Here is a 17,119-nt window from a genome sequence, read left to right on the forward strand (position 1 = left end):
GGAGGGAGTTACAGCGAGTGGTTCAGTGCTTTCACTGTATGGAGACATGCGCTCCAGCCATCACGGAATCCACGGCGTAGCTTTTGGGATTTGTAGATTTTGCCGGCCGGCTGATCGGCTGGAAGAACGATTGATCCGCGAGAAGCATTTTCTGCAATCAGCCGCGCAAGCGCTTCGGGGTCTGGCTTGCAGCATCCGCAGCATGGCTCGCCGTAATAGTCATGACCAACGCCGTAACACCATTCGCAGTCGGCGTTTTCAGGCATGTCGGTTCGCGATTTCAGTGCCGCCTTGTAGATCTTTACTGCCTGCTCTTTGCCGATCGGGTAGCCCAGTCCGGCGGAGATCAGGGTGTCCTCCGACGGCCAAACCGACATCTTGTATCGCTCCAACTCATCAATTCGGTCATCGCGCTTGGTCAGCAGAAGTTGCAGGGCGTCACGCTCCGCGGTGACCCGATCGAGCTCGGCGCGGTCAATCAGCTGGATGTACACGTCATCGGTGCCCGTAACCAGCCGCTGCTGAAGCTCTTCGATCAGCTTCGTGTCCGGCTGGATGTCGGTCTCGCCAAGCTCGGTTGCGTCGAACGCGCCGCCGAGCACCAGGATCGCCAATGTTGGTATTTCGCTCATCATGCAATCTCCATCGATACCAGATCATGGGCATTCACAACCTTCATGCCGAGCTCCTTGCCGATATGAACCTCAAGGCTGGCGCCGCGGGAATCCTGCCAGCCGGGCAGGGTGGCCACGGTGTCGCATTCCATCAGGGCGGCGATGTCTCGGCGCATGCATTCGCTCCAAGTGCCGGGGTCTGGGTTGAGCTCGGCGGGGTTGATGACGCTGTGCCCGGCGGCGCGCAGGGTGGCGGCCGTGGAGTGGAACAGCGGGAAGTTCAGGTCCAGCATGTTGGTCATTGGGCCGCTGAGGTAGATGCGCTTCATGCTGCCACCGTGTCGTGGCCAGGGCAGCCATTACCTGCAAAGTCGAACCCTTCGCAGGGCGGCCCGAACGGCAGTACTTCTTTGCCCTGCGCCAGAGCTTCGAGCAGATGATCCTTCGCCTCATCGGCGGTGCAATCGCGACCACCCTCCATGCGGAACATGCCTTTAAGCTGGCGTTTGCTGAAGTCACGCAGCGCGCCGCGCACGCTCAAGTGAATGTGGAAAGTGCGACCGTTCGGACCAAATGGATCTGCCGGTTTGTTTTCTATGGGCATGGGACGTCCTATGCCGGGGCATGCCCGGGCGGTGGAGGGTGGTGTTTGGAAAAACACCAAGTGGAACGCCTGGGGCAAGCGGCAGACCATCAAGCAATACCGTCAGCGCATCGTGTGATAGCTGACCAATTGCCGAGGCGCCGCCGAATGAAGAAACTGACTGACCTGATAAACCTGATCGCTGCCGTGATTCGGCTGATCGACGCGATCATCCGTACGGGCTGGGTGTGATCTGCTTGGAGTCGGCGGCGGTAGCGAATGAAAGATACCGGAGCCTGTGATTTCGTAGTGTCTATCTGGCATCATGTGGAAAAAAATGGAGCCGGGTAAATGACAGATAATAGTGAAATTTCTAAGTCCGAACTCAAGAAGAAGGATTTAAATTCTCCAGAGTTTAGAAAGCGAATTGCTGAACAGGCATGTCGAACAGCTATAGATGACCTGGCTGCATGGAAGTCTATTTACAGCTTGTCAATTGATCTGAGAAATTTTGAAATTTCTCAACTGGTTCAGAGAAATAATTTCTTTATGATTTTTCAGGGGGTTCTTTTTGCCGGGATTTGTCAATCTGCTGGGCAGTTGCCGATAGTTAGCTTTGTTATATGTTTGGTTGGGTTGTTAGTTTCGCTGTTTCAGGCAGGAATGGCTGCTGGCGCGAAATATTGGCAGGAACATTGGGAAATTAATTGCAAGAAGTCAGAAGAATCCATGGTTGAGCTTTTGAAGCGTCACAGAGTGTACAGATACATGAATGACAAGCTTGATATAAATCTTTCTCCTGAGGTTGATCAAAAGTTACTTCGCAGAAAGGTTTTAATTCATTTGTTTCTGGATAACTCGAACAAGGACGACATCAAAAAAAGCGTCTGGAAAGGTAGGCCATGGGCTCCGGTGGCTAATTTGATGATCTTAGCTAGGTTTTCTTCCAGTAGACTTCCTATATATGTCGGGCTGGTACTAGCATTGGGCTGGGGGATTTTGTTTGTTTCCACCTTTAGGGTCGAGGCACTAGACTGGCACGTTCCAGAAAATATTTCCGGATTTAAACAGCGCCAGACCCCTGAACCAGTTTTGCCGAAGTAACCACCCGTATCTCATCGGAAGTCACTCACACAACCCATAGATTGAGCTGCAAAGCTCAACCTCCTGATCAACTCGGATGAGGTCATATTGACGGCCCCCGCGCGAAGTTTTGGCCCATTCGACCCTGGCGTGAATGCCATGCGATATCGTTCCGGCGTCGGCAGCGGATTTAGCGCCTAGGTCAGAGGCTGGGAAGAATGTGGCCACCTTCGTTTTGCTGACCTTCGATATCAGTTGCTCCCAAACGGCGAGCCGCTCCAGCTCTTCAGGGAAGCGTTTACTTATTTCCAGAAGCTCGTCCTTGCCGGCGTTTATGCATGGCATACAGCCGACTCGACGCATGCCCAACTCATACAAAGGATTCGACTTGAGCCCATGCTTTCGATGCATCTCGAAGCATTCATCTGCCGTCCACGGAAGGATGGGGCGGTAGTTCCAAAGTTCGGCTCCGCTGCTGCGCGTCAGCACGTGCTCTGACGCCGGCAACAGGGCGCGCTTCGCTCCTTCGTCGGCTCTTACCCCTTGCCACGATCGGACATCGTCGCCAGCGTCGAGCAGGGGAAGGTGAACTTGTTTGGTCAGTTGGTCGCGCTTGAGCTCTTTTGAGCAGAAGGCAACTTTTGTGGACGGGAACCGGCCGTGAACCATGCACATGTCAAGGAAGGGATTGCCGGTGGTGTAGAGCAAGCCAAGGGCCTGCTCAGCAATCTCTGTTGTCCACTCATAGCGGCCCTGATTCTTGTGCGTTCCGGCGATCACGTTACGCATCATTTGGCGCCGCCCTTCGATCTGCTTTGAGAAGTCGGCGCGGATCCAGCGAATCGGTACACCAGTGGCCTGCTCGACATAACGCACGTAGTCATAGGTTGACGGGTGCTCGTTCCCCGTGTCTGCAAAAACGGCCTGTAGGTTTTCCGCCTGCTGCTCAATGGCAAGCAATAGCATCGCGGTGCTGTCTTTCCCGCCGCTGTAGCTGATGACGTTGTGCTCGATGGTCATGGCGTTTTCCATGTGCGCGCCTGCCTCGCCGGCTGGCGTGATTCGTAGAAGTGGGGTATTTGTGTTCGGCCCGGCATGGGGCCGGAACAAGGAGCGAAAATGCGGAAGCAGATCGGTTATCTGGATAAGATGGGTGATGAACAGTTCTACTACCTGGACTTCAACGAAGAGACGCATCAGTTCAGCTACGTGATCGAATACATAACTCGCAAGGGCGAGCACAGCGAACGATCCGTTCCCTTACATGAGGCCAAACAGGAGCGAGGCTTTCATAAAGCAATCCAGCTGATCAAAGATCGCCTGTTCTTTGACGGCGAATGACTCGGCGCAGTGAACACGGCGGCCTATGCCTCCTCTGCGTCGAGTCGTGATGCTTGGCGCTGGCCGAGAACGTAGATTTCTGCCGCCACGTTTTCGCTAACTTCGATTTTGTGGCGCGAACGAAGCGCTTCACGTGCACCGTCCGGACCGAGCGAGTGCACGTAGCGCAGAGATGCAGCCATAACCGAAGCCTGCTCAGTGTCTTCAGTCCAAGCCATGAGATCCGCTAGCATCCGCTTTTCGCCCTGGCGGACACGGTGCCGCAATTCTTCCTCGCCGCGCTCCTTGCGCTTCGCCGCGCTCTTTGCAGATCGTTCCTGTCCGGTCTTGGCCATGGCCTACCTCTTCAATTCCGCTGGCGGGCAAGTCCAGCCAGGTCTGTCGTTTGCGTTGTTGGGGTCTTCGTTTCATCGAAATGCAGGCTTCAGCTTCGGGAAGTCGATCTCGTTATCCCGGATGATCCGGTCGAGCATGTTGTAACTGATCGCCAGAGCCTTGCAGCACTGACTCCGGTTCATGCCACCGGCGATGCAGTTCTTTATCTCCGCGACCAATCGCGCTTCCACATCAGGCGGCGCCTTGTTCGGCGCTGTGCCGATCTTCTGCCGAACCTGGAACTTGATTGCGTGCTTGGTGGCGATCGCCTTCAGCGTGGCCAGCGCTATTCCTTCCCGCTCGCAGATCTCGTTCCGTGTCAGCGTCTTGGCCATTTCACGGATTCGCGCAACGCGAGCGGTCGTTTCGTCCTTCACCTTCGGTCGCTGAAAACTTGGCGGATGCTTCCGCTCGGAGGTGCTGGTGAACTTGATCGGCGCCGGTTCCGGCTCATGAATTTTTCCGCCGGCGGCCAGGTACTGGGCAATCTGGGCGGATAGGTCGATTGCGTCCTGACGCCGCCGCTCGACGTCGTTGAGGTGGTTACTGATCATGATTCACCATCAGCGCGAAAGCGCTTTGCGAACGAATGGGTCAAGGTCCGACTGATTCAGCAGCCAGCGTCGGTAGTCGCTCGGCAAGTCAGCGAAGGCGGTGCCTTTGTGTTTGCCAAAGCCGATGATTGTAGGGATGCGGGCCTCCTCAGAAATCTGCCACAGCTCCTCCCAGTCATTGACCGGCCGGCCGAGCTCAGCCGCGAGCTGATCGAGGATCTTCACCAGCAGCAAGCGGCAGTTCTTCACGTCGTCGAGCGCTGCATGGGCGTTGCGGAGCAGACCGGTCGCCTCGGCGCGGTAGTGCAAGTAGATCATTGCCGACTGCGTGTGACTGCCTGCGCTGGGCCACAGCTTCGAGCTCAGGGCCTGGGTGCAGATGCGTTTCACATCTGGCTCGCCGATCACGCGCCAGTCGTAGTCGACGTTGTGCCCGATCAGATAGGCGATGTCTCCCGGCAAAGCAAAATCGGTGTGTGGTGGGCAATCGACCAATTCCTCGTCGAGGATGTGGCTGGTGGCGAGCGCGCTCAACTCAATAGGCTTGCCTGGCTTATAGCGATGCAGGAATGAGTCGGTTACAGCGAGACTGCTGACGCCGCTGAGTTTCAACCAGGCAGCCTCGACCAAGTGCGGATCGTTCAAGCCGGTTGTTTCGCTATCGAAGATGTATGCGGTCATGCTGATTGCCTTTGTGGGGAGAGTTCGTTTTTGCGCTTGTCTTTGGCCGTCACGACCTGTTGAACGAGGTCGTCGAAACCGACGGCAATCGCCTTAGCCGCGTTGAACGCCGATTGCAGTGAGGCAATGTCCTTGGCTGACGCAATGTCAGCCAGAGCGTCCACCAGCAGCTCCTTGGCGCGCTCCTCAGGGCTCACGCCTGAGTTGAGCCAGGCCAGCAGCCGGCGTCCGGTTTCTTCAGTGATCAGCTCAGGCTCTTCGAAGAGCTTCGTCCGGTCTTTGCTGGCCATGGCGGTATGACCGTCGTGGGTTAGGTCCAGCACCACGGTGAATTCGTAATCGGTGCCGTCGCGCTGCTCGGACTTCATGCCCAGCTTGAGGATCTTTTTCCCCTCGCCCTGGACCGTTTCCGTCTTGCTCCGCATGGTGCAAATGATGTGGAGTGAGCTGGTCAGGATCTTGTCTGTCAGCCGGCGGTGGCGCGGCGTCGTCTCGTTCCACGCCGCCCAGGTGTTGCCCTTGAATTTCTGGTGAGCAAGCTTCTCGTTCGCCTCCAGGCATCCGCCGGAGCCGGTCCACTCGTGGGAGTAGCTGTCGATGATGAGAACGCTGTAACCGGCATGTTCGGCGGCGGTGATGGCTTCGACGTAGCGCTCAGGCGAGTAGGGCGCGTGCAGCTCAAGCGTGTCGAAGTCCGCGATATCCGCGTACAGCGATGCGCTGCCATGTTCGGTGTCGATCACCGCGATTCGCCCGCCAATCCCCTGTGCGAGCAGAAGAGCGGAGTAGGTTTTGCCTGATCCAGATGGCCCGGCAAGTGCCAGCCGTAGCTTGGCCTGCTTGCGTTCGGCTTTCTTGAACATCGGAGTGTCCTCAGATTGGTTGGTTGTCCCACTGCTGTTCAATGCGGCGGGCTTCGTCTTCGTACTCTTTGCGCTGCTCGCCGCTGAACTGCTCGGGCGAGAATGCGCCGACCGTCATCCAATCGAACTTGGCGGCCAAGCGGGGTGATGTATTCATGTGGGCCTACTGCGTGATGCGTTCGGCGAGGGCGCTGAGCAGCATCAAGAGGGTGTAAACGCCGATGGCGGAGAACGAGCCGCGCCGAATCAACAGACGGCGCGCTCGCTGAAGCCTGGTCACCGGAAAACCCGGTAGGTGGTTGAGTGAGGAACTTGGCACGTTGCGGAGGACTCGCGAACTGCGCTATACGCCGCCAGAACGACAACAAGACCAGCAGAAAGACACCAGAACATGATCTTCATCAGCTGATCCTCGCGATGAGCATTCCCCGGCGCGACCGGATGGAAATACGGTTTGGCAGATCGGAGACCAGAAAAAAGCCCTGTCGCTGCAGGGCTTCGGTCATTGCTTTCGCGTTGCGTGCGATGATGGTCATGCTGCAGCTCCTTGCGTGATCGAAGCGTTGTAGGAGGTGTAGATCTGGTCGATGCGCGCCCGGTAATACCGGTGTTCATCGTTATCAATGGCACGGAGCAGGAAGGCGAGGGTGATCGCCGAAGTTGCTGCGGCGCTGGCGTTGGGTTTGCCGAGGTCGCGGATCATGTTTTCGATCTCGCCCTCGATCCAAGTGATCGCCGTCTGGTGATCTCGCTGTTGAGTGTTCATTTCAGCCCCCAGAACTCACCGTAAGCGACCACTGCTGCCGCGACTCGATTGGCCCGCGCCTTGCGGTCTACGAGCTCCTGAGCGGCCATCAGCGCTTGGCGCTGGGTGCGTTGCTGCTCAGCAGCTTCGTAGTCGTGGAAGTCTTCAACCTGCGGCGCTTTCGGTCGCCCCCAGTCGTCGTAGCGCCTGTCCCACTCTCGGGCCTGCGCACTGTCTGCATAGCTGGTTGCCATGGTCGCCTCCAGTGTTGGCTGGGTTATTCGTTTTCCAGCGGTGGAATTACCGTCCAGTGCGTGAAGTTGTTTGGCCAAGTCCTGACAACCCAGTCCTGCTGAACGCGCCGAATTCCTTGATTTGGGTAAGAACTGCTGAGCTCGTATTTCTTCACGCAGATGACCAACACCTGGTATGGGGTGCCCAAGTCTTCCGGAGGGCGCTCAGAAACAGGTATCCATGTACTCATGCGACCTCCGGCCAGTGGCGCTCAATGCTCTCTTTGGCGTACGGCGATAGACGCGCATAGCCGTTTACCGATCCGCACCCCGGCATGGTTCCTTCCAGCTCGACGCAGGCGCGGATGTCGCAGCGGCGCGAGCAAACCCAGCCGCCGTAATGGCAGCAGTGGACTTCACCTTTCGGATCGGGGTGATAGGCGAGGCCGCCTTTCCACGATGGCGAGCCGCGCAGCTTCAGCCCGCAACCTCGGCAAACTGCTTGTGTGTCGGTGCAGTTGTGCATGACGACCTCCAGTGTTTGGGGTTAGGCGGTGGCCGGAACGGCTTCACGAAAGCGCGAGGGGCTCCAGTCGCACGACTCATCCGCAGGGATGTGGCCGAACATCGCGGTGCAGCGCTTGCAGTGCACGCAGTCGCCGCAGGTCTTGCCCTCGGGCAGGTTCATCTGATCAGCGTTGTCCGCCGACCGTGGATACGGCGCTCGTTGCTCGGCCATGATTTGCTCCTTGTGGTTGATCCAACAAAACTCGGATGCACTCATCCGCTCCGCTGGTTGCCGTTGGGCGCGGAGGGGAGTGCAAGCTTGGGTTATGCAGAGCGGCCGTGGTTTGGGTGGAACCCATACCGGAGCTCTGCAGATTTTCTCGCTGCTGCAGCATCAAGAAAGCATTTGAAGTGCCCGAGAGTCAGACACTTGCCGTCAACGCCGATCGTCACTCGAAACGACGATGATTTTTTAAGGAAGTACACGCCGTGAATGCCGCTTCTGTTGAGGTGCTGAAGCTTGGCGTTACGGTTGTTGTCCGTGATTGAGACGGTGCGTAGATTCTCTATCCGGTTATCCGTCCGATTGCCGTTGATATGGTCAATTCGAAGGCCTGGAGGGATCTCGCCGTGATGGATTTGCCAGATTACCCTGTGCACATACAGCGCTTTCCTGCCTGCTCGGGTAGTGAGATACCCGTCATATCTCGGAGAGCCAACCTTTGTGCCGGCGGCATTTCCTGATGAGCGAACAAGAGTGCCATCGGTAGCGCAGTACCGGTAAAGGCTACTCAACTCAATAGCGCTGAGCTCAACAACTGGAAGCTCTCTCTTCTTCCTGGCGCGACCACAGTCACACGACTTACAGAAAGATCCGAAACCATTTTTTCGTGATCGATCCTTGTAGAAGCATTCAAGCTGAAGCTCTTGCAGGCACCTGCCGCATCGCTTGGTTTGCGCAAGCATCGCCACCTCCTTGCGGAAAGCGTTCTGTTGTCGGGAAAGGTGGAAGCCGCTTACGGCGGCAAGTCGGCTTGCTCATGGCTTACTGCAAGCAGGTAGCTGTAGTCCCCGGTGAGACGAGGATGCCTTTCCTTGCTGCCGATACCCGGCAAGGCAGGTTGTGGAGTTACCTGTCAGCTGTTGGAGCAGCTGACTAACAGATCGGCTCTGCTGCGTTGATGCAGGTGGGCGGTTATAGGCCGCAGTTTCGTCCGCATCGGGGTGTGATCTGGCGGTTCCGTCTCATCTTCGGCAGTAGCAAGCCGCCGATTTGCAACCACGTCGCCGCGCTTAGATGCTTCGTCACAGATCACACCCCGATGCGCTCTCATAGAGAGGATCGGGCAGTTAACGACAGGCTGTCGTGGTACCTGTTTTTACAGGGACAGGCTCCCTGTTTCCTCGCTTTCCACAGTCGAGGGAAAACCATATGCTTCGACCTCCACAGTCGAAACAAGGAGTGCAGTTATGGCGGAATATATGGCTCGAGTTGAGCTGTTCAGGGCGGATGGCGAGGACTACGCCGACCTTCACGAAAAGATGGAGGCTCTAGGCCTGAAGAGAACGGTTAGATTTGATGACGGGAAAACATACAGCATGCCGATAGGCACGTACTTCGGAACAAGCGCCCTAAGCACGTCCTTATTGAGAGATAGGGTCAAATCCATTTCTGACCCACTGACCTCAAGACAGTCAGCATCTATCTTTCTCTGTCGCGTACAGGATCAGGAATGGTCGGCATTTCTTTACGAGGCCTGACTCGATCCGCCGCTGGATGATGCCTCTCTTCCTTTTGGCATTTCACTGACCCAGTAAGCCAAGTAGTTCGATGCGATCGCGAAAGCCTCATCAAAACTGACGCTCTCGTCGGTCGCAATCTCTTGAACAATTTGGCGAAAGCGTTCTATCTGTTCGTCGTTCATTTCCTTCCTCCGGTTGTTTTCCCAATGCACCCGTCACCAGGTGCATCAGTGAAAAGACCGTCATGCTGAGTAACCGGCCCGTACGACGTCGCTCATGCATACGGTTGCCGTTCCGCGCAGACTGAGCACTTCCCGCTCGCGCTTTAGGCGCTCGGCCTTCGCCAGATACTCAAAGGTCGGGTGGAAGTAGCATTCAGGCTTGTGGCCATCTTTCTTCATGTGACCCAGCTCTCCGCTACGCACTGCTGCGTTGAGGGCCTTCCGAAGGCTTGCAGGGAGACTATTCACCACCATCCTGAAGCGCTCGTTGCGAACCATCTGCACGTTCGCTTGATCTGCGGTCAGCTCGCCTTTCTGCATCAGGTCTTGCAGGTGCTCGATGTCGTTCTGCCGTGCCATCTGCGTATCTCCCGTTGGATTTCCAATGCCGCCTCATCGAAGCGGCATCAGTAAATCTGTGGTCTTTCTCCGCACCCGCTTACCAGGTCATTCACTCAGTTCGGTCAACACCTCGTCCGCCGTCGCAGTGGGCTGCGCGTTGGCAGGCTTTCGGGCCTGTCGGATCGCCGGTCGCCGGTAGAGGCAAGTGCGGTTTTGTTCATCGGTTTACTGACCTCCCACCGATGGAGCCGGGAGTGACCTAACCGGACTGGCCGGGTAGTCGTTCATGGCGCTGGTTGTTAAAGAGCGGCGGGTCTGTTGAGGCCCTGGCGCCTTCTTGCTTTGGCGTTGAGGCAAATCTACAACTGAAAATTGTAATGTGCAAGCAAGAGTTGTAATTATTTTTGCAGTTATGCATGGGGTGGGTTTCCTGCAGGCGTAAAAAAGCCCGCGCTTGGCGGGCTCATTTGAGATGTGCGGCGTTTAGTCTCTGCGCAGCGTTGCTGATCTGCCGTGCTTCGCCTCGAACTTGTCGACCATGCCTCGGCATGCGCCGCGCACGAACGTCTTCGTCTGCACGGATGCCAGCGGATCATCGTAGTCCTTCCAGCACAGCTCTATCGCGAGGCGATCACGGTCGTTCTCAGAGGGTGGCCCCGATAGAGCGCCGATCACAAGAAGCAATCCGAATAAAACCAACGGCACCAATATGAACCACGGCCAAATCGGCTTGCGGGCTGCCTTTGGCGGTTCACCGCTAACTGTTCCAGTGAGCAGACTGGTGCCGCAGTGCTTGCACTTGATGGCCTCGGCTTTGATGGTTTCTGCGCAATAGGGGCACGCCTTTACCGCTTCGTCCATGTTGAAGCCTCTGAATTCAATTTGCGCGAGAGTACATCGCCCACCAAAAAACATGCCCAAGAATCGCTATCTGCTGCTCTTGGATCTGCTCGAAGGTGTAGTTTTCATCCGGGTGTTCGTCGTGGTTGAAGCTCCGCAGCTTAATGCCCGTGGCCGTGCGGTAGACCTGCTTCACACGAAGCTGGCCATTATGGTTCACCGCGTACATCTCGCCGTCGACAATATCGCCGAGCGAGTTTTTGCCCATGTTGACGCCCACTGTGGCGCCGTCACGCAGCACCGGCATCATGCTGTTGCCGCTCACCGTCACGCACTTGGCGTTGCTGAATTGAACGCCGTTGTTGCGTAGATCCTTCTTGAAGAAACGAAGCCTTGCGCTGTCGCTTTCTTCTATCGCGAATCGCCCCGTGCCCGCCGCCAACTCTACTTCCTTGAGGAAGGGGACGTAGACCTCGTCGTCACCGAGAGGCGTTTCGTCATCCCACGTTTCGATTGAGCTCAATGAAGTGTCGGCAGTCCGACTCTGGCTTTCGAGCGGGCCAGCCTCGCCCATCAGGTAGGCAACCGAAACCCCAAGCACCTCGCTCAGCATTTTGATCTTCGGGTTTCTCGGGACCGTGCGCCCGGATTCCCAGGCTTGAACGGATTGCGGGCTCACATCAAGTTTGCGCGCCAGCTCGGACTGATTCAGCCCAGCAGCCTCGCGGGCCGCAGCGATTCGGGAAGAGGTATTTGTCATGACAGCGAGAATACAACTCGAACTTGTAGCCAGCATTGCAATTCTCACTTGTAGTTGTAATTTAAAAGCTGTAACTTTGCGTTGTAATTACCAGTTTAACGAGGACGCTATGGAACAGAACGCAGCAGAGCGTGCAGCTAAGGCAGCAGGCGGCCAGTCGGCCCTCGCTCGCGTCCTTGGCTGTACGCCACAAAACGTACAGCGCTGGTGCGCCACCGGCCGAGTTCCGGCCGAGCGTGTAATTCCCGTCGAGCAGGCAACTGGCGTATCCCGCCATGACTTGCGCCCCGACCTGTACCCCGACGAAACCAGTAAAGCCGCTTAACCACTTTCCATTCACCAAGGAGCAAGACCCCTATGGCCTACGACGACAGCCGTCACCTGAAGGATCGGGAAATCAAATCCCGCTACGACGATGAGACCTACGAGGCATTGAAGGCCGTGGCACGCCTTCACAAGTTGCAGCTCGCAGTGTTCGTGCGCATGTGCGTGGAGGAGAAGCTGGAAAGCATCGTCGAGAGCGATGTTACCGATGAACGCCACATGGCCTGAAGGCCTACAGGAGGCCCTGTGCCTGAAACCACGATCTGCCACGGGATCGATGGAAGGCTTTACGAAAAGCTTGTGCGACTTGCGAAAGCAGAAGGACTGACGCCAGAGCAGTACGCCGCAAAGCTTGGAACAGAGCGTTTCTTCGAGAAGACCAGGCCAAAAGGCTCCGGAAAGCTGCGCAATCTTCCGGTGCCTCGGCGAGAGCCGCCCCCGGACTTAAAAGGGACTGAAAAAGGATTCGCTGATGAAGTCCAGAAGTAGCAAACCCCAAACCGCAGGCGAAAAAAAACCACCAGGCCCGGTGGTTTCTTCTACTGCATACAACAAAAGCATCTGTGAGGCCGATTATGCATACCTCTAACCATGATGTACAGGCCCTCAAAAAGCCCGCGACACCTTTTTATAATTCCGAAAACGTGTCGCGACACACTATGTCTTCTCGCGAGATCGCCAACGTAACCGGCAAGCGCCATGCGAACGTCAAGCGCGACATTCTCGCAATGCTAAAAGAGCTCAAGGCAGATGCACTCAGTTTTGAGCACATCTACTTGGACGGCCAAAACCGCGAACAAATCGAGTATCTGCTGGACCGCGAACACACCGATTGCCTGCTTACCGGCTACAGCGCGCCAATGCGGATGAAGGTGATTCGCCGCTGGCGTGAACTGGAGCAGCAGGATGGCGCCCGCCAAGCTGTTCTCGCCAACGGCACGAAGGTAGTGGGGGAACTGGCAATTCTCGAATGCTTCACGCGCCTGCTGAAGCCCGCGCCGTCCAGCCAGGTGCTGATGCTTGCCCAGATCGCAAAGAACAACGGCTTGGAGTCGAGCTTCCTCCCAGGATACGCAATCGACGCCGCACCCGATGCCACCGGCGGCTCCTCGATGCCTACCAAGTCTGCCACAGCGCTGCTAAAGGACAGCGGCATCCGCTGCGCGCCGGCCGCTTTCAATCGTGCGCTGGCCGACCACGGCTTCCTCAAGCAACTCCAGCGCAAGAACTCCAAACACGAGATGGTCGACTTCTGGTCCGTGACTGAAAAAGGCCTCAAGTACGGCAAGAACCTCACCAGCCCTCAATGCCCGCGCGAGACGCAACCTCACTGGTACGTCGATCGCTTCCTTGAGCTTGCCGTGCTTATCGGCAAAGGACGCCCATGATGGCCAGATCCAGAAATATCAAACCGGGGTTCTTCTCGAACGAACACCTGGCTGAAGTAGATTTTGCAACGCGCCTCCTTTTCATTGGCATGTGGACCGAGGCTGATCGGGAAGGGCGCCTGGAAGATCGCCCGCGCCGCCTGAAAATGGCTCTGTTCCCCGCTGACAACGTGGACATCGAAAAGATGCTCGCCGACCTGGATCATCTGGGGTTCATCACGCGCTACACCGTTGGATCATTCAAGGCCATCCAGATCGTGAACTGGTCGAAGCACCAAAACCCTCACGTGAAAGAGGCGAAGAGCGTCATCCCAGAAATGCCCGTTGTAGAGCCTTCGGAGGAGGGGCATGGTGCAAGCACGGTGCAAGCACCAGACAAGAACAGTTCTTTCCCGGCTGATTCCCTCTCTCTTGATTCCGGATTCCTGATTCCTGATTCCCTCTCTCCGTCGCCTGCTCCGGTGGTGACCGAGGACCTTTTCCAGAAGTTCTGGAAGCTCTATCCGCGCAAGGTCGGGAAGGACAAAGCCGAGAAGGCGTGGGCGAAGCTCAAGGTGAATCAGGCACTGTACGACCTGATGGTCGCAGCTTTGGCCAAGCAGGTTCTGACGCCTGACTGGACCAAAGAGCGGGGCCAGTTCATCCCGCACCCTGCGACGTGGCTAAACGGCAAGCGCTGGCAGGACGAGATTCCCGAGCTCGCCAGCAACGTGCACCCGTTCCCGCAGTCCCGCCACACCGGCTTCGCCGATCGCGATTACACCTCCGGACTGAAGCAGCGGGAGGACGGCAGCTATGCGCTCTGAGCCGGTTCAAGCCAATCCAGAACTGCCGCCGGGCACTCGCATCCAGCCTGCAGAGTGCGAAACCCACGGCGCCTACGAGCAGAAGGTCTATGCCGTGCTGGGCCGCGAACTCAGAAGCAATTGCCCTGAGTGCAGCCGTATTGCCCGCGAGAAATCCGATGCGGCCGAGAAGGCCAACAAGGCGATGGAGCTGCGCATGTCCCTCGCTCGCAAGCTGGGCGACGCGCTGATCCCCAAGCGTTTCACCACTCGCACCCTGGGCAACTACCAGGCCGAGAACGAAGGCCAGCGTAAAGCCCTCCGGTTCTGCCAGCACTACGTGCAGATCTTTGACGAGATCCTGAAGGCCGGGCGCTGCATGGTGTTGATCGGCAAGCCCGGCACTGGGAAAACGCACCTCGGCGCCGGCATGGCCAACGAGCTTCTGCACAACACGTCGCGCACGGCCGTGTACCGCACTGTCGGCGCAATCCTTCAGGCGATCCGCTCCACATACGACAAGCACAGCGAACGCAGCGAGGCGGAGATTCTGTCGAGCCTGATCGATCCCGATCTGCTGGTGCTGGACGAGGTAGGCGTGAGCAAGGAGCAGCCGAGCGACTTCGAGCTGACGACCTTGTTTGCAATCATCAACGGCCGTTACGAGCAGGAGCGCCCCACGGTGGTGATCTCCAACCTCGAAGCCAGCCAATTGCCGACTGCGATGGGTGACCGCTGCGTCGACCGCTTGCGCGAGGGCGGAATGATCGTGGTCCCGTTCGACTGGGAATCTCAGCGCGGCAAGGAGGGTTTCTGACATGACCGTAAAACTTTGGAGCATGCGCGAGCAGTGTCACATCGTCCGAGGTGTTCGCGGGACCGTGTTCGAACTGGCAAAGCACTTCGGAATTCCGCCCAAGGTCGCGCAAAGCCGAATCGCTCGGTATGGCTGGACCGTTGAGAAGGCTGTCACCGAGCCGATGCGTGAAGACTCTCGGAGGAATCGCCAATGAACGAGTTCGCAATCCGCAGCCAGCGCGATATCAGCCGTCTGATGGGCGTCCTGCACGCCACCGACTTCACCAAACCCAAGATCGTGGTCATCAAGGACGAGAAACGCCCAGACGTCTGTAACCGGAAGATGTGGGCAATGCTCAAGGACGTATCGGAACAAGTGGTCTGGCACGGCAAGAAGCTGACCAGCGAAGACTGGAAGTGCCTCTTCAGTGCCTCGCTGGAGAAGCAGCGCGCGGAGCCTGGCCTCGACGGTGGATTCGTCGTGATGGCCGTATCGACGCGCAAGCAGTCGCAGAAGTGGTTCAGCGATCTGTTCGAGCTGATGCATGCCTTCGGCGCCGAGCGTGACGTGCGTTGGACTGAGCAGGACAAGTGGGGAGGGCGCTACTGATGCGCGTAGCCATCAAGGAGTCGAAGGCGCCCAAGCCGAAGAAGTGCAAGAACCCAGCGTGCGGGGACTCATTCGTCCCGCAGCGCCTCGGGCAGGCGGTGTGTGGGTACAAGTGCGGTCTGGCCATCAAGGACGTCAATCAGGCGAAGGCCGGCAAGGCGTTGGCCCAGATTGGTCGCCGCGAGATCCAGGTGCGCAAGGAGAAGCTGAAGAGCAGGGCTGACCACCTGCGCGAAGCCCAGACCGCCGTGAATGAGTACGTGCGCCTGCGTGACGCGCATCTGCCGTGCATCAGCTGCGACTCAATGCCGAACGACAACGACCTGATGACCGGTAGCCGCTGGGACGCTGGGCACTACCGATCCGTCGGTGCCTGTCCGGAGCTGCGATTCGAGCCGCTGAACATCCACCGCCAGTGTGTGAAGTGCAACCGCAATCTGTCCGGTAACGCGGTCGAGTACCGCATCCGGCTGGTGCAGCGCATCGGCGCCGAAACCGTGGCATGGCTGGAAGGGCCTCATGAGCCCAGCAAGTACACCGTCGAAGAAATCAAAACCATCAAGGCCGAATACCGGGCCAAGACCCGCGAACTGAAAAAGGGGCAGGCAGCATGAAAATCAACTCAGCGCGCCAGGCTTGGCATGACTGCAAATACAACCCGGCCCCCGGCCAGACCTCGGATGTCGTCCAGCTTGGCGTGGTGGTGCAGAACACGGAGCGCGGGCCAACGGCCAATCATGCCGTCCATGGCGCCCTGGCCGGTCACATCCAGTCAGCAATCGCCAGGCTTCACCCGCAGATCCGCGTCTTCGGTGATTTCATGTACGCCGCCGAGCAGAGCGACGACATCCGCGAGGCGGCCGAAGACGTGGTGTTCCTGCTGGTGCAAAACAGATCGCCACGGATGACTGCGGCCAAGCGCGAAAAGCTGGAGTACGTGGTGAAGGGCGTCATGAGCCGGTACCGCTACATGCACCAAGGTGGCCAGTCGGCCAATGAGGACCCGCTCGCCAACGCCGAGAAGTTCCGGGCGTGGCTGTGGCAGGTGTACGGGGTTCGGTTGGAGTCGTGCAACTGGGAGCGGGATTGGGGTGGTGTTCTGCAACTGATTTTCGAGTGCTGCGAGGATCTGGATCGCCGTGCACTGAGTCCAGTTGCTGCGGTAATTTACGAAATGCGTGAGGCCGCTTGAGGGCCTATTGCGTTCCCGTGCGGCTCATGGCATGATTTCGCCACTGTTAGAGTTTTGCCTCCGGCAACTTACTCATGATTCAAGAAAACCCGGCCATCGTGCCGGGTTTTTTATTGCCTGAAATTCGCCGTCATAGCTCCAGCGGTAGAGCAGTCGCCTTGTAAGCGAATGGCCCGGGGTTCGAATCCTCGTGACGGCACCACATTGGCGCGTAGCTCAGTTGGTAGAGCAGGCGGCTGTTAACCGCCCGGTCGGAGGTTCGAGCCCTCCCGTGCCAGCCAGCAACACTGTAGCCAGGACAGCCCTCGGGAAGGCCTGGACGTCGATAGCCGGATAGTGCGACGTACGGAATCAACGCCGGCAGCCCGCGCACTTTGACCTCACACTTGCTTTCGGAGTGGCGCGAGACTGGATCAGCGAGATCGATGCAAAGGGGCGTCGACGTTGAGAAGGCCTTTGGACGACAGCTCGGAAAGACGAGCGCACCTATTCAGGGCCTCAGCACTTGCAGGGGCTTTTTCGTTTTCGGCCCCGCCA

General features: G+C 57.6%; 30 protein-coding genes and 2 tRNA genes. 13 read left to right on the forward strand and 19 right to left on the reverse strand.

Annotated elements, in window-relative coordinates:
- Positions 1–8: 8 nt before the first annotated feature.
- Genes ACOYXI_RS03880 through ACOYXI_RS03890 form a run of 3 tightly spaced genes read right to left on the reverse strand, consistent with a single transcriptional unit; the run spans position 9 to position 1,218 of the window.
- On the reverse strand, positions 9–635 hold the full coding sequence (locus ACOYXI_RS03880; protein WP_461674345.1) for a hypothetical protein: 627 nt from the start codon (positions 633–635) through the stop codon (positions 9–11).
- Positions 632–943, reverse strand: a complete 312-nt coding sequence (locus tag ACOYXI_RS03885; protein WP_461674346.1) for a DUF4406 domain-containing protein — start codon at positions 941–943, stop codon at positions 632–634. The genes ACOYXI_RS03880 and ACOYXI_RS03885 overlap by 4 nt, the downstream gene beginning before the upstream one ends.
- Positions 940–1,218, reverse strand: a complete 279-nt coding sequence (locus ACOYXI_RS03890; protein ID WP_461674347.1) for a hypothetical protein — start codon at positions 1,216–1,218, stop codon at positions 940–942. The genes ACOYXI_RS03885 and ACOYXI_RS03890 overlap by 4 nt, the downstream gene beginning before the upstream one ends.
- A 330-nt stretch (positions 1,219–1,548) precedes the next feature.
- Here ACOYXI_RS03890 and ACOYXI_RS03895 point away from each other — a divergent pair, with 330 nt between their 5' ends.
- Complete coding sequence (locus tag ACOYXI_RS03895; RefSeq protein WP_461674348.1) at positions 1,549–2,301, forward strand: RipA family octameric membrane protein; 753 nt, start codon at positions 1,549–1,551, stop codon at positions 2,299–2,301.
- Between the two features lie 21 nt (positions 2,302–2,322).
- Here the strand turns inward: ACOYXI_RS03895 and ACOYXI_RS03900 are convergent, their stop codons facing one another.
- A complete protein-coding gene (locus tag ACOYXI_RS03900; protein ID WP_461674349.1) occupies positions 2,323–3,300 on the reverse strand; it encodes a phosphoadenosine phosphosulfate reductase domain-containing protein in 978 nt (325 codons plus the stop codon).
- Between the two features lie 99 nt (positions 3,301–3,399).
- Here ACOYXI_RS03900 and ACOYXI_RS03905 point away from each other — a divergent pair, with 99 nt between their 5' ends.
- Positions 3,400–3,621, forward strand: a complete 222-nt coding sequence (locus ACOYXI_RS03905) for a hypothetical protein (RefSeq protein WP_461674350.1) — start codon at positions 3,400–3,402, stop codon at positions 3,619–3,621.
- Between the two features lie 23 nt (positions 3,622–3,644).
- On the opposite strand, the gene ACOYXI_RS03910 is transcribed toward ACOYXI_RS03905, so the two are convergent.
- The 15 genes from ACOYXI_RS03910 to ACOYXI_RS03980 form a co-directional block, all read right to left on the reverse strand.
- The gene (locus ACOYXI_RS03910) at positions 3,645–3,956 is read right to left on the reverse strand and encodes a hypothetical protein (protein WP_461674351.1); all 312 of its coding nucleotides are present in this window, start codon (positions 3,954–3,956) and stop codon (positions 3,645–3,647) included.
- Positions 3,957–4,028: 72 nt separating this feature from the next.
- A complete protein-coding gene (locus ACOYXI_RS03915; protein WP_461674352.1) occupies positions 4,029–4,550 on the reverse strand; it encodes a hypothetical protein in 522 nt (173 codons plus the stop codon).
- Between the two features lie 9 nt (positions 4,551–4,559).
- A complete protein-coding gene (locus ACOYXI_RS03920; RefSeq protein WP_461674353.1) occupies positions 4,560–5,231 on the reverse strand; it encodes a 3'-5' exonuclease in 672 nt (223 codons plus the stop codon).
- The gene (locus ACOYXI_RS03925; RefSeq protein WP_461674354.1) at positions 5,228–6,094 is read right to left on the reverse strand and encodes an ATP-binding protein; all 867 of its coding nucleotides are present in this window, start codon (positions 6,092–6,094) and stop codon (positions 5,228–5,230) included. Before ACOYXI_RS03925 ends, ACOYXI_RS03920 begins: the two co-directional genes overlap by 4 nt.
- Positions 6,095–6,104: 10 nt before the next feature.
- Positions 6,105–6,251 (reverse strand): hypothetical protein, encoded by a 147-nt coding sequence (locus ACOYXI_RS03930; RefSeq protein ID WP_155294691.1) that lies wholly within the window; start codon positions 6,249–6,251, stop codon positions 6,105–6,107.
- A 244-nt stretch (positions 6,252–6,495) separates the two neighbouring features.
- On the reverse strand, positions 6,496–6,630 hold the full coding sequence (locus tag ACOYXI_RS03935; RefSeq protein ID WP_460100127.1) for a hypothetical protein: 135 nt from the start codon (positions 6,628–6,630) through the stop codon (positions 6,496–6,498).
- The gene (locus ACOYXI_RS03940; protein WP_461674355.1) at positions 6,627–6,860 is read right to left on the reverse strand and encodes a hypothetical protein; all 234 of its coding nucleotides are present in this window, start codon (positions 6,858–6,860) and stop codon (positions 6,627–6,629) included. Before ACOYXI_RS03940 ends, ACOYXI_RS03935 begins: the two co-directional genes overlap by 4 nt.
- Positions 6,857–7,093, reverse strand: a complete 237-nt coding sequence (locus ACOYXI_RS03945; RefSeq protein WP_461674356.1) for a hypothetical protein — start codon at positions 7,091–7,093, stop codon at positions 6,857–6,859. The genes ACOYXI_RS03940 and ACOYXI_RS03945 overlap by 4 nt, the downstream gene beginning before the upstream one ends.
- 226 nt (positions 7,094–7,319) lie before the next feature.
- Positions 7,320–7,598 carry a hypothetical protein gene (locus tag ACOYXI_RS03950; protein WP_461674357.1) on the reverse strand — a complete coding sequence of 93 codons (279 nt, stop codon included), beginning with the start codon at positions 7,596–7,598 and terminating at the stop codon, positions 7,320–7,322.
- A gap of 21 nt (positions 7,599–7,619) precedes the next feature.
- Positions 7,620–7,811: a hypothetical protein gene (locus ACOYXI_RS03955; RefSeq protein ID WP_215731547.1), complete on the reverse strand. Its 192-nt coding sequence runs from the start codon at positions 7,809–7,811 to the stop codon at positions 7,620–7,622.
- A gap of 92 nt (positions 7,812–7,903) precedes the next feature.
- Entirely contained in the window at positions 7,904–8,545 is a 642-nt protein-coding gene (locus ACOYXI_RS03960) for an HNH endonuclease (RefSeq protein ID WP_461674358.1), read from the reverse strand.
- A 782-nt stretch (positions 8,546–9,327) separates the two neighbouring features.
- Positions 9,328–9,504, reverse strand: a complete 177-nt coding sequence (locus ACOYXI_RS03965; protein WP_212809042.1) for a hypothetical protein — start codon at positions 9,502–9,504, stop codon at positions 9,328–9,330.
- A 60-nt stretch (positions 9,505–9,564) separates the two neighbouring features.
- Positions 9,565–9,903, reverse strand: a complete 339-nt coding sequence (locus ACOYXI_RS03970) for a hypothetical protein (RefSeq protein ID WP_461674359.1) — start codon at positions 9,901–9,903, stop codon at positions 9,565–9,567.
- Positions 9,904–10,368: 465 nt separating this feature from the next.
- Positions 10,369–10,746: a zinc ribbon domain-containing protein gene (locus ACOYXI_RS03975; protein WP_461674360.1), complete on the reverse strand. Its 378-nt coding sequence runs from the start codon at positions 10,744–10,746 to the stop codon at positions 10,369–10,371.
- A 16-nt stretch (positions 10,747–10,762) separates the two neighbouring features.
- Entirely contained in the window at positions 10,763–11,521 is a 759-nt protein-coding gene (locus ACOYXI_RS03980) for an XRE family transcriptional regulator (RefSeq protein ID WP_461674361.1), read from the reverse strand.
- Between the two features lie 73 nt (positions 11,522–11,594).
- Between ACOYXI_RS03980 and ACOYXI_RS03985 the strand changes: the two genes are divergently transcribed.
- The 11 genes from ACOYXI_RS03985 (at position 11,595) to ACOYXI_RS04035 (ending at position 16,863) form a co-directional block, all read left to right on the forward strand.
- Complete coding sequence (locus ACOYXI_RS03985) at positions 11,595–11,810, forward strand: transcriptional regulator (RefSeq protein ID WP_083352049.1); 216 nt, start codon at positions 11,595–11,597, stop codon at positions 11,808–11,810.
- A 32-nt stretch (positions 11,811–11,842) separates the two neighbouring features.
- Positions 11,843–12,037, forward strand: a complete 195-nt coding sequence (locus tag ACOYXI_RS03990; RefSeq protein ID WP_150052257.1) for a hypothetical protein — start codon at positions 11,843–11,845, stop codon at positions 12,035–12,037.
- An 18-nt stretch (positions 12,038–12,055) separates the two neighbouring features.
- Positions 12,056–12,298 (forward strand): hypothetical protein, encoded by a 243-nt coding sequence (locus ACOYXI_RS03995; RefSeq protein ID WP_461674362.1) that lies wholly within the window; start codon positions 12,056–12,058, stop codon positions 12,296–12,298.
- A gap of 170 nt (positions 12,299–12,468) precedes the next feature.
- Positions 12,469–13,197, forward strand: a complete 729-nt coding sequence (locus tag ACOYXI_RS04000; RefSeq protein ID WP_460062413.1) for a Rha family transcriptional regulator — start codon at positions 12,469–12,471, stop codon at positions 13,195–13,197.
- On the forward strand, positions 13,197–14,003 hold the full coding sequence (locus ACOYXI_RS04005) for a hypothetical protein (protein ID WP_461675540.1): 807 nt from the start codon (positions 13,197–13,199) through the stop codon (positions 14,001–14,003). Before ACOYXI_RS04000 ends, ACOYXI_RS04005 begins: the two co-directional genes overlap by 1 nt.
- On the forward strand, positions 13,993–14,799 hold the full coding sequence (locus tag ACOYXI_RS04010) for an ATP-binding protein (protein WP_461674363.1): 807 nt from the start codon (positions 13,993–13,995) through the stop codon (positions 14,797–14,799). Before ACOYXI_RS04005 ends, ACOYXI_RS04010 begins: the two co-directional genes overlap by 11 nt.
- 192 nt (positions 14,800–14,991) lie before the next feature.
- Positions 14,992–15,390, forward strand: coding sequence for a recombination protein NinB (locus tag ACOYXI_RS04015; protein ID WP_461674364.1), 399 nt, complete (start codon positions 14,992–14,994; stop codon positions 15,388–15,390).
- On the forward strand, positions 15,390–16,004 hold the full coding sequence (locus tag ACOYXI_RS04020) for a recombination protein NinG (protein WP_461674365.1): 615 nt from the start codon (positions 15,390–15,392) through the stop codon (positions 16,002–16,004). The genes ACOYXI_RS04015 and ACOYXI_RS04020 overlap by 1 nt, the downstream gene beginning before the upstream one ends.
- On the forward strand, positions 16,001–16,582 hold the full coding sequence (locus tag ACOYXI_RS04025; protein WP_461674366.1) for a hypothetical protein: 582 nt from the start codon (positions 16,001–16,003) through the stop codon (positions 16,580–16,582). Before ACOYXI_RS04020 ends, ACOYXI_RS04025 begins: the two co-directional genes overlap by 4 nt.
- Before the next feature lie 126 nt (positions 16,583–16,708).
- Positions 16,709–16,784: transfer RNA gene (locus ACOYXI_RS04030), tRNA-Thr, on the forward strand.
- A gap of 3 nt (positions 16,785–16,787) precedes the next feature.
- A tRNA-Asn gene (locus ACOYXI_RS04035) sits at positions 16,788–16,863 on the forward strand.
- The last annotated feature ends 256 nt before the right edge of the window (positions 16,864–17,119 follow it).

The sequence above is a fragment of the Pseudomonas sp. G3-19 genome, from assembly GCF_054855875.1.

What these genes read in the sequence shown, in the direction of transcription:
- ACOYXI_RS03990 (WP_150052257.1), top strand. Translation starts at nt 11,843, where the DNA reads ATGGCCTACGACGACAGCCGTCACCTGAAGGATCGGGAAATCAAATCC.
- ACOYXI_RS03955 (WP_215731547.1), bottom strand. Translation starts at nt 7,811, where the DNA reads ATGGCCGAGCAACGAGCGCCGTATCCACGGTCGGCGGACAACGCTGAT.
- ACOYXI_RS03975 (WP_461674360.1), bottom strand. Translation starts at nt 10,746, where the DNA reads ATGGACGAAGCGGTAAAGGCGTGCCCCTATTGCGCAGAAACCATCAAA.
- ACOYXI_RS03940 (WP_461674355.1), bottom strand. Translation starts at nt 6,860, where the DNA reads ATGAACACTCAACAGCGAGATCACCAGACGGCGATCACTTGGATCGAG.
- ACOYXI_RS03895 (WP_461674348.1), top strand. Translation starts at nt 1,549, where the DNA reads ATGACAGATAATAGTGAAATTTCTAAGTCCGAACTCAAGAAGAAGGAT.
- ACOYXI_RS03930 (WP_155294691.1), bottom strand. Translation starts at nt 6,251, where the DNA reads ATGAATACATCACCCCGCTTGGCCGCCAAGTTCGATTGGATGACGGTC.
- ACOYXI_RS03890 (WP_461674347.1), bottom strand. Translation starts at nt 1,218, where the DNA reads ATGCCCATAGAAAACAAACCGGCAGATCCATTTGGTCCGAACGGTCGC.
- ACOYXI_RS04000 (WP_460062413.1), top strand. Translation starts at nt 12,469, where the DNA reads ATGTCTTCTCGCGAGATCGCCAACGTAACCGGCAAGCGCCATGCGAAC.
- ACOYXI_RS03915 (WP_461674352.1), bottom strand. Translation starts at nt 4,550, where the DNA reads ATGATCAGTAACCACCTCAACGACGTCGAGCGGCGGCGTCAGGACGCA.
- ACOYXI_RS03880 (WP_461674345.1), bottom strand. Translation starts at nt 635, where the DNA reads ATGATGAGCGAAATACCAACATTGGCGATCCTGGTGCTCGGCGGCGCG.
- ACOYXI_RS03945 (WP_461674356.1), bottom strand. Translation starts at nt 7,093, where the DNA reads ATGGCAACCAGCTATGCAGACAGTGCGCAGGCCCGAGAGTGGGACAGG.
- ACOYXI_RS03925 (WP_461674354.1), bottom strand. Translation starts at nt 6,094, where the DNA reads ATGTTCAAGAAAGCCGAACGCAAGCAGGCCAAGCTACGGCTGGCACTT.
- ACOYXI_RS03960 (WP_461674358.1), bottom strand. Translation starts at nt 8,545, where the DNA reads ATGCTTGCGCAAACCAAGCGATGCGGCAGGTGCCTGCAAGAGCTTCAG.
- ACOYXI_RS03935 (WP_460100127.1), bottom strand. Translation starts at nt 6,630, where the DNA reads ATGACCATCATCGCACGCAACGCGAAAGCAATGACCGAAGCCCTGCAG.
- ACOYXI_RS03970 (WP_461674359.1), bottom strand. Translation starts at nt 9,903, where the DNA reads ATGGCACGGCAGAACGACATCGAGCACCTGCAAGACCTGATGCAGAAA.
- ACOYXI_RS03980 (WP_461674361.1), bottom strand. Translation starts at nt 11,521, where the DNA reads ATGCTGGCTACAAGTTCGAGTTGTATTCTCGCTGTCATGACAAATACC.
- ACOYXI_RS03910 (WP_461674351.1), bottom strand. Translation starts at nt 3,956, where the DNA reads ATGGCCAAGACCGGACAGGAACGATCTGCAAAGAGCGCGGCGAAGCGC.
- ACOYXI_RS03965 (WP_212809042.1), bottom strand. Translation starts at nt 9,504, where the DNA reads ATGAACGACGAACAGATAGAACGCTTTCGCCAAATTGTTCAAGAGATT.
- ACOYXI_RS04025 (WP_461674366.1), top strand. Translation starts at nt 16,001, where the DNA reads ATGAAAATCAACTCAGCGCGCCAGGCTTGGCATGACTGCAAATACAAC.
- ACOYXI_RS03920 (WP_461674353.1), bottom strand. Translation starts at nt 5,231, where the DNA reads ATGACCGCATACATCTTCGATAGCGAAACAACCGGCTTGAACGATCCG.
- ACOYXI_RS03985 (WP_083352049.1), top strand. Translation starts at nt 11,595, where the DNA reads ATGGAACAGAACGCAGCAGAGCGTGCAGCTAAGGCAGCAGGCGGCCAG.
- ACOYXI_RS04020 (WP_461674365.1), top strand. Translation starts at nt 15,390, where the DNA reads ATGCGCGTAGCCATCAAGGAGTCGAAGGCGCCCAAGCCGAAGAAGTGC.
- ACOYXI_RS03905 (WP_461674350.1), top strand. Translation starts at nt 3,400, where the DNA reads ATGCGGAAGCAGATCGGTTATCTGGATAAGATGGGTGATGAACAGTTC.
- ACOYXI_RS04010 (WP_461674363.1), top strand. Translation starts at nt 13,993, where the DNA reads ATGCGCTCTGAGCCGGTTCAAGCCAATCCAGAACTGCCGCCGGGCACT.
- ACOYXI_RS03950 (WP_461674357.1), bottom strand. Translation starts at nt 7,598, where the DNA reads ATGCACAACTGCACCGACACACAAGCAGTTTGCCGAGGTTGCGGGCTG.
- ACOYXI_RS03885 (WP_461674346.1), bottom strand. Translation starts at nt 943, where the DNA reads ATGAAGCGCATCTACCTCAGCGGCCCAATGACCAACATGCTGGACCTG.
- ACOYXI_RS04005 (WP_461675540.1), top strand. Translation starts at nt 13,197, where the DNA reads ATGGCCAGATCCAGAAATATCAAACCGGGGTTCTTCTCGAACGAACAC.
- ACOYXI_RS04015 (WP_461674364.1), top strand. Translation starts at nt 14,992, where the DNA reads ATGAACGAGTTCGCAATCCGCAGCCAGCGCGATATCAGCCGTCTGATG.
- ACOYXI_RS03900 (WP_461674349.1), bottom strand. Translation starts at nt 3,300, where the DNA reads ATGACCATCGAGCACAACGTCATCAGCTACAGCGGCGGGAAAGACAGC.